The sequence below is a fragment of the Pseudomonas sp. MRSN 12121 genome (genome assembly GCF_000931465.1).
In the GTDB taxonomy this organism is placed as follows: domain Bacteria; phylum Pseudomonadota; class Gammaproteobacteria; order Pseudomonadales; family Pseudomonadaceae; genus Aquipseudomonas.
In genome coordinates, this window is the sequence record NZ_CP010892.1 from 895,174 (window position 1) to 904,518 (window position 9,345).

14 protein-coding genes are annotated in these 9,345 nt (G+C 60.6%); all 14 read left to right on the plus strand.

Translation table 11 applies throughout. The annotated features are described in order from the left end of the window. Nucleotides 1-97 precede the first annotated feature (97 nt). Nucleotides 98-610, plus strand: coding sequence for a hypothetical protein (locus tag TO66_RS03960; protein WP_044461102.1), 513 nt, complete (start codon nucleotides 98-100; stop codon nucleotides 608-610). 44 nt (nucleotides 611-654) lie between these two features. Next, a complete protein-coding gene (locus TO66_RS03965) occupies nucleotides 655-984 on the plus strand; it encodes a phage holin, lambda family (RefSeq protein ID WP_044461103.1) in 330 nt (109 codons plus the stop codon). Between the two features lie 114 nt (nucleotides 985-1,098). Continuing rightward, nucleotides 1,099-1,434, plus strand: a complete 336-nt coding sequence (locus TO66_RS03970) for an HNH endonuclease (RefSeq protein WP_044461104.1) — start codon at nucleotides 1,099-1,101, stop codon at nucleotides 1,432-1,434. Nucleotides 1,435-1,529: 95 nt separating this feature from the next. Beyond that, entirely contained in the window at nucleotides 1,530-2,021 is a 492-nt protein-coding gene (locus TO66_RS03975; protein ID WP_044461105.1) for a terminase small subunit, read from the plus strand. Nucleotides 2,022-2,024: 3 nt separating this feature from the next. Then, nucleotides 2,025-3,704 carry a terminase large subunit gene (locus tag TO66_RS03980; RefSeq protein ID WP_044461106.1) on the plus strand — a complete coding sequence of 560 codons (1,680 nt, stop codon included), beginning with the start codon at nucleotides 2,025-2,027 and terminating at the stop codon, nucleotides 3,702-3,704. Between the two features lie 2 nt (nucleotides 3,705-3,706). Beyond that, a complete protein-coding gene (locus TO66_RS03985) occupies nucleotides 3,707-4,921 on the plus strand; it encodes a phage portal protein (protein WP_044461107.1) in 1,215 nt (404 codons plus the stop codon). Continuing rightward, entirely contained in the window at nucleotides 4,908-5,549 is a 642-nt protein-coding gene (locus TO66_RS03990) for an HK97 family phage prohead protease (protein ID WP_044461108.1), read from the plus strand. The genes TO66_RS03985 and TO66_RS03990 overlap by 14 nt, the downstream gene beginning before the upstream one ends. Further along, the gene (locus TO66_RS03995) at nucleotides 5,546-6,745 is read left to right on the plus strand and encodes a phage major capsid protein (RefSeq protein WP_044461109.1); all 1,200 of its coding nucleotides are present in this window, start codon (nucleotides 5,546-5,548) and stop codon (nucleotides 6,743-6,745) included. The genes TO66_RS03990 and TO66_RS03995 overlap by 4 nt, the downstream gene beginning before the upstream one ends. A 54-nt stretch (nucleotides 6,746-6,799) precedes the next feature. After that, the gene (locus tag TO66_RS04000; protein WP_044461110.1) at nucleotides 6,800-7,072 is read left to right on the plus strand and encodes a hypothetical protein; all 273 of its coding nucleotides are present in this window, start codon (nucleotides 6,800-6,802) and stop codon (nucleotides 7,070-7,072) included. After that, nucleotides 7,073-7,372 carry a head-tail connector protein gene (locus TO66_RS04005; RefSeq protein WP_044461111.1) on the plus strand — a complete coding sequence of 100 codons (300 nt, stop codon included), beginning with the start codon at nucleotides 7,073-7,075 and terminating at the stop codon, nucleotides 7,370-7,372. Then, complete coding sequence (locus TO66_RS04010; protein ID WP_044461112.1) at nucleotides 7,372-7,713, plus strand: phage head closure protein; 342 nt, start codon at nucleotides 7,372-7,374, stop codon at nucleotides 7,711-7,713. Before TO66_RS04005 ends, TO66_RS04010 begins: the two co-directional genes overlap by 1 nt. Beyond that, nucleotides 7,706-8,152 carry an HK97-gp10 family putative phage morphogenesis protein gene (locus TO66_RS04015; RefSeq protein WP_177330389.1) on the plus strand — a complete coding sequence of 149 codons (447 nt, stop codon included), beginning with the start codon at nucleotides 7,706-7,708 and terminating at the stop codon, nucleotides 8,150-8,152. Before TO66_RS04010 ends, TO66_RS04015 begins: the two co-directional genes overlap by 8 nt. Further along, nucleotides 8,149-8,514: a DUF3168 domain-containing protein gene (locus TO66_RS04020; RefSeq protein ID WP_044461114.1), complete on the plus strand. Its 366-nt coding sequence runs from the start codon at nucleotides 8,149-8,151 to the stop codon at nucleotides 8,512-8,514. The genes TO66_RS04015 and TO66_RS04020 overlap by 4 nt, the downstream gene beginning before the upstream one ends. A gap of 87 nt (nucleotides 8,515-8,601) precedes the next feature. Next, the gene (locus TO66_RS32240) at nucleotides 8,602-9,342 is read left to right on the plus strand and encodes a phage tail tube protein (protein ID WP_044461115.1); all 741 of its coding nucleotides are present in this window, start codon (nucleotides 8,602-8,604) and stop codon (nucleotides 9,340-9,342) included. The last annotated feature ends 3 nt before the right edge of the window (nucleotides 9,343-9,345 follow it).

The following is a 9,345-nucleotide window of genomic DNA, read 5'->3' on the forward strand; positions in this document are numbered from 1 at the left end:
CAGCGAGCCAGACCACCAAGCCGGAGATGTGCCGGCCCTCTGCACCCATTCCAAGCCTCGGCATCTGCCGGGGCTTTCTTGTTTCTGGAGCACTGCAATGCAGAGTCATGACTTCGTAGAGGGTGTATCTGGTTGGCGGTTGAGCAAGGACAAGCTGGAGCTGTTCGGCGGGCCCTGGCCGATCATCATCGGTAACTTCGATGCGCCGGAGAGTCGTTCAGCCACTGATCAGCTAGAGCCGTTCATCGTGACTGATGGTGTGACCTGCCTTCGCAAAAAGGAGGTCGACAACGCGTCGATCGCCAGCCCGAAACTCAGTGATGCCTGGGCAGTGAACATGGAGCTGCTCAATGGCAAACCCGTCGTTGCTGGCATTGGCGCAGGTCTCGACTCCCAGTTCCAGGTAAACGCAGATCGCTATGCCATCCGCTGCCGCCCCGAGGATTCCCCACAGCCCGGTGATGCACTGAAGACTGGTGGCGTGACCTCGATGCTCGACGCCATGGCCAGCACGATTTCTGAAACATCGCTCGGCAAGGATCTCGCCGGCCAGATCCGCGACACCCTACGCGCCGAACTCAAGCCAGGCGGCATGCTGTACCGCGGCTGATCGCCACAAACCATTAATGCACTCCCCGAAAGGGAGGAATCGAGATGTCGAACATGCCTGATAAACCAGATACCTGGCTGCTCGTCCTTGCGTGGCTGAGCCAGCACGCGCCGACGATCTATGCCGGCGCGCTGTCGTTCGTAGTGGGTGCGCTACGCATCATCTACGGCGGCGGGACTCGGCGCCAGGCACTGCTCGAGGCCTGTCTCTGCACCTTGATCACCATCGGGCTGATACCGCTGCTCGAGTATTTCGGGTTGCCGCAGAGCTTCGCCACTCCGGCTGGCGTGTTCATCGGCTTCCTCGGCGTGAAGAAGATCGCTGAGCTGGCTGATCGGTTCGCTGACTTTAAGATCCCGAGGCGTGCTGAGTGATGGCTTGCAGTGGATGCTCTGCCCGCCGAGCGCGAGCGGCGAAGTGGCTGATGATTGCAGCAGAGCGAGCGAGGTCGATCGTTCTGCCCGCATCATTAAAAGGAGATCGCCACGATGGCAAGGCTGAAGACGTTGAGAAGTCGAGTCCAAACCCAGGCTGACCGATTGCCGGCCGTCAACACAAACTCATGGCGTGCTACGAAGGAGACTTCTGCGCAGCGCGGCTACGGTTACAAGTGGCAGAAGGCCCGAGAGGTATGGCTACGCGATAATCCGCTATGCGTCTACTGCGAGCGAGCTGGGCGCGTGGCAGCTGGCGTCGTTGTAGACCACAAGGTTGCGCATCGGGGAGACATGGATCTGTTCTGGGATAGATCCAACTGGCAGACCCTCTGCAAGCACTGTCATGACTCGGTCAAACAGGCTGAGGAAGCGGCAGATTGGGGCTGAGGTGGGGGGGGGCACTAAAATATAGGGCCTCTTCCGCTTCCAGACCGCGCCCGACCTCACGCACACATTTTTTCCCGTTTCAGGAAAAGTTAACCATGGCTTTAACCGACAAGAAGCGGCGGTTTGTTGACGCTTTGCTGTCGGGAGCCACAAATCGCGAGGCGGCAATCGCCGCCGGATATTCCGAGAGAACCGCATCACAAGCGGGCTCCAAGCTGGCCAAGGATGATGATGTGCTGACCGAAGTCGGGCGGCGCCTCAAGCAGAAGCAGGCTACCAGCTCTGAGGTTAAACCTGCTCGAAAAGTTAAAGGCGAGGATGCCTCTGAGGAAGAGCCGGATGAGGTTGCGCTCACCCATACCGATGACCCCCGGGTCTTCCTAACTGAGCTGATGAATGCAGGTTCGGCAGACCTCCGCATGCGACTGGACGCAGCCAAGACACTGATGCCCTATGTGCACGGAAAGGTCGCCGACCAGGGCAAGAAAGAACAGAAGGCTGACGCCGCCAAGGAGGCGGGGAAGGGCAAGTACTCCCAGGGCAAACCGCCAGCCGGAAAGCCATCACTCAGCATGGTCAAGGGGTAGGTTATGCAATGGACTACTGCCTGCCCGGAATGGTGGCGGCTTCTGGCTGCCGGCGAATCGATTATCCCGGCACCCCTGTTCCCGGATGAAGCAGAGGCCAGCCTCGAGGTATTCAAGGGGCTGAAGATTGTCGATGCCCCTGGTAGCCCGACAATTGAGGCATCTTGCGCACCGTGGGTGCTGGCCTTCGCCGGCGCAGTGTTCGGCAGCTACAACAGCGAAACCGGCGAGCGCCTGATTCGGGAAGTGATGCTCTGCATCCCGAAGAAGAACAGTAAATCGACCATCGCCGCCGGCATCATGCTGACCGCGCTGATTCGCAACTGGCGGCTCTCGGCGGAGTTCATCATCTTGGCCCCGACCAAGGAGATTGCCGACAACTCGTTTATCCCGGCCAAGGACATGGTCAACAACGATGATGAGCTGAAGGCGCTGCTGCATGTTCAACCGCATCTTCGACTGATCACCCATCGCGAGACGGGGGCCACCTTGAAGGTGGTGGCGGCAGACAGCGACGTGGTCGGCGGCAAGAAGGCAGTCGGCGTGTTGATCGATGAGGCCTGGCTGTTCGGCAAGAACCCCAAGGCGGCGGACATGATCCGCGAGGCCACCGGCGGTCTGCTGTCCAGGCCGGAAGGCTTCATCATCTGGCTGACAACTCAGTCGAACGAGCCGCCGGCCGGGGTGTTCAGGTCGAAGTTGAACTATGCCCGCGGCGTGCGAGATGGTCGCATCGACGACAACCGCTTCCTGCCAATCATCTACGAGTTCTCCCAGGAGATGATCAAGAGCGGCGATGCCCGCAAGCCTGAAAACTTCCACCTGGTCAACCCGAATATCAACTACTCGGTAGACCGAGCCACGCTGGAGCGCCTGCACATGCAGGCCGAGATCGACGGCGAGGCGGAGATGCGCGGCTTCCTGGCCAAGCACCTCAACATCGAGATCGGCCTGGCGCTCATGTCTGACAGCTGGGTCGGCGCTGCCTTCTGGGAGCCGCAGGCCAGGGAGGGCATGACGCTGGATGACCTGCTCGAGCAATGCGAGGTCATCGTGGTTGGAGGCGATGGCGGCGGACTTGATGACCTTCTCGGGTTGGCCGCGCTTGGCCGGGTCCGCGAGTCACGGGTCTGGTTGCACTGGGCGCATGCCTGGGCGCATCCGTCGGTGCTGGAGCGCCGCAAGTCAGAAGCTCCTCGCCTGCTGGACCTGCAGGCTACTGGCGACCTAACCATCGTGGACAAGATCGGTGACGACGTGGACCAGTTGGCCGCTATCGTCGCGAGGATCAACGAGGCGGGATTGCTGGACAAGGTCGGCCTTGATCCGGCTGGCATCGGCGCCGTGCTCGATGCATTGGCAGATGTCGGTATCGACGAGGAGCAGATCGTCGGCATCTCGCAAGGCTGGAAGCTCACCGGTGCAATCAAGACCACTGAGCGGCGCCTGGCCGATGGCTCGCTGTTTCATTGCGGTCAGCCGCTGATGGCTTGGGCCTGCGGCAACGCCAAGGGCGTGCCATCGGCCAACGCCTTTCTTATCACCAAGCAGGCCTCGGGCACGGCAAAGATCGACCCGCTGATGGCCACGTTCAATGCCGTGTCACTGATGGCCCTCAATCCAGAGGCCCGCGGAGGCCTGGACGATTACCTCAATAACGGATTCTTCGGACTAGTAGGCTGACCATGGCATTCAAATGGTACAACCCCATGACCTGGGGCTTCTTCGGCTACACCGACCCGACCACGGGCGACTATGTCGAGGTTGATCTTGAGGTCGGTGGCAAGCGCACCAAGGCCGGCGTGCGTGTCACCGTCAAGACGGCGCTGTCCATCAGCATGGTCTGGTCCTGCGTCAAGATCCTCTCCGAGTCCCTGAGCGGTCTGCCGCTCAAGCTGTACGAGGACAAGGAGGGCGGGCGGAAGTTGGTGGCCGGTGCTGACCGGATGCTTAAGCTGCTGCGCAAGCCAAACCCCTACATGACCATGCTGAACTTCCTAAAGTTCGTAGTCGTGAACATGGCGCTGCGCGGCAATGCGTTTGCCCTGATTGAGCGCAACATCCACGGCGAACCGATAGGTCTGGTGCCGCTGGATGGCAGGGCTGTGAAGATCGATACCGATGGCGACCTGCTCTATCTGGTCACCCCAAGCGAGGGCGACCCTTTCCCGGTTTCCCCGGAGAACATGTTGCATTTCAAGCTGTTCAGTCTGGACGGAGTCGTCGGGCTGTCCCCGATTGAGCACCAGGCCGAAACCATGGGCCTGGCCAAGGCCGGCCAACAGTGGTCGGCGCGCTTCATGCGCAAGGGAGGATTCACTGGCGGCTACGTCATCTATGAGCAGTTCCTGACCAAGGCCCAACAAGCCCAGGTCATGGAGAAGTTCCCGGATGTGCGCAAGGCCGATGCCGACGACATCGGCAAGATGGCGATTCTGCAGGGAAACCCCAAGATCGTTCCGGCCGGCATCAGCCAGAAAGATGCCCAGTTCATCGAATCCCAGCAGTTCCAGGAGGAGGCTCTCGCGGGCATCTACGGCGTCCCGCTGTGGCTGGCCAACCGCGCCGGCAAGACCTCAATCATGGGCTCCAACCTGGAGCAGCAACTGACCGGCTTTATCACGTTTGGCCTGAAGCCCTACATCGACACAGTCGAGGACGAGCTCAACGACAAGCTGTTCGGCTCCGGCGCCCGCTTTGTGGAGTTCGCGGTAGAGGGGTTGTTGCGCGCTGATAGCGCCGGCCGCGCCACGTATTACCAAGCGGCTCTTGGCGGCTCTAGTGGCTCCGGCTGGATGTTCATCAATGAAGTCCGCCAGAAAGAAAACCTGCCTCCCCTGGAAGGCGACGAATACAACCGGGTCACCCGGTGGGAGATGGAAAAAAATGGCGAGTCTTGAAGTTCCGTTCGAGCTTAAGGCCGTGGACGAAGCCGGCAATTTCGAGGGCTACGCCGCGGTTTTCAATAACGTTGACCTGGGCGACGACGTGATCCTGCCTGGCGCCTTCACCCGGGTGAAGGCTACACGCAATGGGAAGCTCAAGCTGGCGATCTATCACGACCTCTCCCGCCTGATCGGGAAGGCAGATTACACCCAGGACGATCACGGCCTGCATCTCAAGGGAAAGGTCAACCTCAATGTCAGCTACGCCCGAGATGCCTATGAGCTGATGAAGGATGACGTGCTCGACAGCATGTCGATCGGCTTCAACACCATCAATGAAGCTTTCGAGGAGCGTGCCGGTCGGCGCGTGCGCCTCATCAAGGAGGCCGAGCTGTGGGAGGCCTCCATCGTACCGTTCGGCATGAACCCCGAGGCCCAGGTCCTCAGCGTCAAGTCGGACATCAGGCTTTTCGAGAATGCCCTGCGCGAGCGCATGGGCCTCTCGCAGAAGGAGGCGGCGGCAGTCGCTTCGCTCGGCTACTCCGCGCTCCGCCGTGATGGCGGCAGCGAGGCCACGGTGATCGTGGAAGAGCTGAAAGAAATTTCCACCCTGTTCACCCACCATTTTGGAGTATCGCCATGAGCGAAGTTAAAGAACTGAAAGACTCTCTGGAGCTGCAACTGAAAAGCGGCTTCGACGGCCTGCAGAAGAAATACGACGCGGCCATCGCCGAAGTCGAGAAGGGCAACCAGGTCACCACTGACCTGAAGTCCCAAATCGAGAACCAGAAGGGCGAGCTGCAGCGAGTCATCGACCAGGTCCAGGATCTGGAGCAGAAGGGCGTTAAGCTCCGCACCCAGCCGGGCGAGGGCAAGAGCTTTATCGATCTCATCAAGGGTGATGAGAGTTACAAGGCGTTGAAGAAGGGCGGCGGTGTCGCTGAGCTCGATGTGACCAAGTCCGACATGGCCAGCATGAAGGAAATGAAGGTCACCAGCGCCGGCATCGTCGCGCCAAACTACGATCCGGTGATCCAGCCGGGCATTCGTCAGGAACTGCGCATCCGCGACCTGCTGACCGCGATCCCGGTCACCGGCCAGCAGTACACCTACTTCCGCGAGAAACTGCACACTCGCGGCGCCGCTCCGGTTGCCGAAGGCGGTCTCAAGCCAACCAGCAACGTCACGTTCGAAACTGTTACCGATCGGGTGAAAAAGCTTGCGGTCTGGATGCCGGTGACCGACGAGGCACTGGATGACGTTCCTCAGATGTTCGCCTACCTGCAGCAGCTGCTGCGCTACGACCTCAAGCTGGAGGAAGAGGCGCAGATTCTCAAGGGCGACGGCACCGGCGAGAACCTGAATGGCCTGATGACCCAGGCAACCGCCTACAACACTGCGCTGAGCAAAGCCGGTGACACCGCCATCGACATGGTGCGCCGCGCCGTCTACCAGGTGCGCAAGCAATCGCAGATGTCGGCCGATGGGGTGGTGATGACCGAACTCGACTGGATGAACATCGAGCTGCAGAAAGACGGCGAGAACCGCTACCTGTTCGCCAACCTGCAGGGACTGGTAACCCCGATCCTGTGGGGCCGTCCGGTGATCACCTCCGACAGCATGGACGAGGGCGATGCCGATACTGGCGGCGAGCTGCTGGTGGCGAACTTTGCGCGGTCCACCACGCTTTTCGACCGCATGTCGTTCGTGTTCAAGATGGGCCTGATCAACGACCAGTTCATCAAGAACGAACGCGCCTTGCTGGTCGAGGAGCGTCTGGGCCTGGGCGTACGCCGCAAGGAAGCGCTGGTCAAGGGCACCTTCCCGGTCGCTCCATAATTCAAACCCACTGAGGGCCGGCACAGCACCGGCCTTTTCGTTTCTGGAGGCAGCATGAAAATCAAGACTCTGTGGGGGTTCGTCGGCAATGGCGCGCTGTTGGGCGCCGACTCGAACAAGATCAAGGCCAATGTGGTATTCGACGAGGCCGAGGATGAGTATGCCCACGCCCTGATCGGCAAGGGCCTGGCCGTCGAGGTCGACGCCAATGGCAAGTCACGGGCAGCCAAGTCCAAGGAAAACAAGGCTGCTGCGGAAAAGGAATCCGCCGATAAGGCTGCCGCCGAGAAAGCGGATGCTGACAAAGCTGCTGGCGAGGACAAGTAAATGCTCGATCTGGCCCGCGTGAAGATCCACCTGAAGGTGGATGACGATGAGGAGGACCAGCTCATCGGGGGCTACCTCGAGTCGGCCAAGTCTCACGTGGCCATGCACTGCGACCGGGTGCTGGTCGAAGTCGACCCGATGGAGCCCGAACAGATGGGGCTTACCCCTGATGTCGAGCAGGCCATCTTGCTGCTGGTCGGGCACTGGTACGCCAACCGCGAAGCTGTGGTGATCGGCGCCGCGCCGTCGGCCGTTCCGCTCGCAGTCGAAAGGCTGCTCTGGTACAGGAAGCGTTTCTAATGCAAGCCGGCAAACTCAAGCATCGGGTTCAAATCCAGCACAAGGTTACGAGCCAGGACCCGCAAACTGGTGAACAATTGACTGATCAATGGGTCGAGTTCGCCAAGGTCTGGGCCTCGATCGAGGATTTAAGCGCGCGTGACTTTATCGCCGCTCAAGCTGGTCAGTCCGAGGCGAAAAGCAGGGTAGTCATTCGCTACCGCAAAGGTATCACTGCTGCAATGCGTGTTGTGCTGGATGACGGGGCTGTTTGCGGAATTGTCGGACCTCCACTGGCTGACGCGAGCTCCCGCAAGGAATATCTGACGCTTCTGGTCACCTCGGGGGTGAATGATGGCTGATTGGGTCACGTACAACCTCAAGGGAGCCGACGAGCTGTCAGCTCGCTTCAAGGGCCTGAGCGAGGAAATGCGCCGCAAGGTGGTGACGCCTGCGGCCCGGGATGCCATGGAGATCGTGCTGCTGGACGCGAAGGATCGCGCCGCACGAGTCGATGACCCGGAGACCGCGAACTTCATCCCGGCCAACCTGGCCATGATCGAGCGTAAGGCGCTCGGCCAAGAACTCGGCGCGGTGGTGATCTCCGTCGGCGTGCGGATGCGCAAGCGCGGCCAGAAGGGCGGCAACACGTTCTATTGGTGGTGGGTTGAGCTGGGCACTGAGAAGAACCGGGCAAAACCGTTTCTTCGGCCGGCCCTGGCCAACAACCGAGAGGCGCTGTTCAAAGAGTTCCTGAGTTCCGCCAAGTACCAACTGATCAAGCTGGGGGTGAATGGATGACCGCACCGATTTTCACCGTGTGCGCAGCCAGTCCGGCAGTCACCACGCTGCTCGGCACTGGCCCAACGCGCCTTTACCCGCATGGCGAGGCACCAGAAGGCACGGCCAAGCCCTACGTGGTCTGGCAGGTCGTCAGCGGCTCGCCGATCAACTATCTCAATTGCGTGCCCGACACGGACCGTTACGGCCTGCAGGTCGACGTGTACGCCGATACGGCCTCGTCCGCCGAGGCCGTTTGGATGGCGCTGCGCAAAGCGATCGCGCAACAGGCCTATATCACCGGTTTCGGCATCGACGCCCGGGACAAGGACACACACAACTATCGCAAAGGTTTCGACGTTGCCTGGCTGGTGAGTCTGTAGCCGGAAACCAGAAAAGAACGACCCGCTTCGGCGGGTTTTTTTATGCCCGCTCAAAAGTGATTTCGCAGGAAATCGGGGAGTACCAAATTGACCATCAAGACCCAAGGCACGGATCTCTATGCCATCGACCCTGCCAACAACTCGTTGTTGGTGGTTGGCTGCTTCACTTCCCTGGATGGGATCGATACCAGCATCGCGCAGATCGAAACGACCTGCATGAACTCCAGCGCCAGGGAATATGAGGCCGGCCTCGCAGAGCCTGGATCGGCCTCTTTCGGCCTAAACATCGACCCGCAATCGCCGGCACACGTCCGCCTTCACCAGCTGAAGACCGCCGGCACCAAGCTGCTGTGGGCGATCGGCTGGTCTGACGGCCGCGTGGTGAACAGCAGCGGCGAACTGGTTGGCATTCCGCCGACCATCAGTCAGCCAGGCACTGTGACGGCGCTGGCGGTCACCAATCCGGGCAGCGGCTATACCACGGCTCCTACCGTCGCGCTGACCGGTGGTGGCGGTACCGGCGCAACCGCAACCGCGACCGTCTCCGGCGGCGAAGTGACTGGGCTCACCATCACCAACCCTGGCAGCGGTTACACCTCGGCTCCGACAGTGGCATTCACTGGCGGAGCCGGAACCGGCGCCGCGGCAACGGCCGTAATCGACGCTGGTGTCGACTTCAACCTGCCAACCACTCGCACCTGGATCACCTTCGAGGGCTACATGAACAGCTTCCCGTTCAGCTTCGCGTTGAACGACGTTGTGAAGTCCACCGTCGGCATCCAGGTATCCGGCGATCCGGTATTCGTCCCGAAAGTCATCACCCCATAAGGA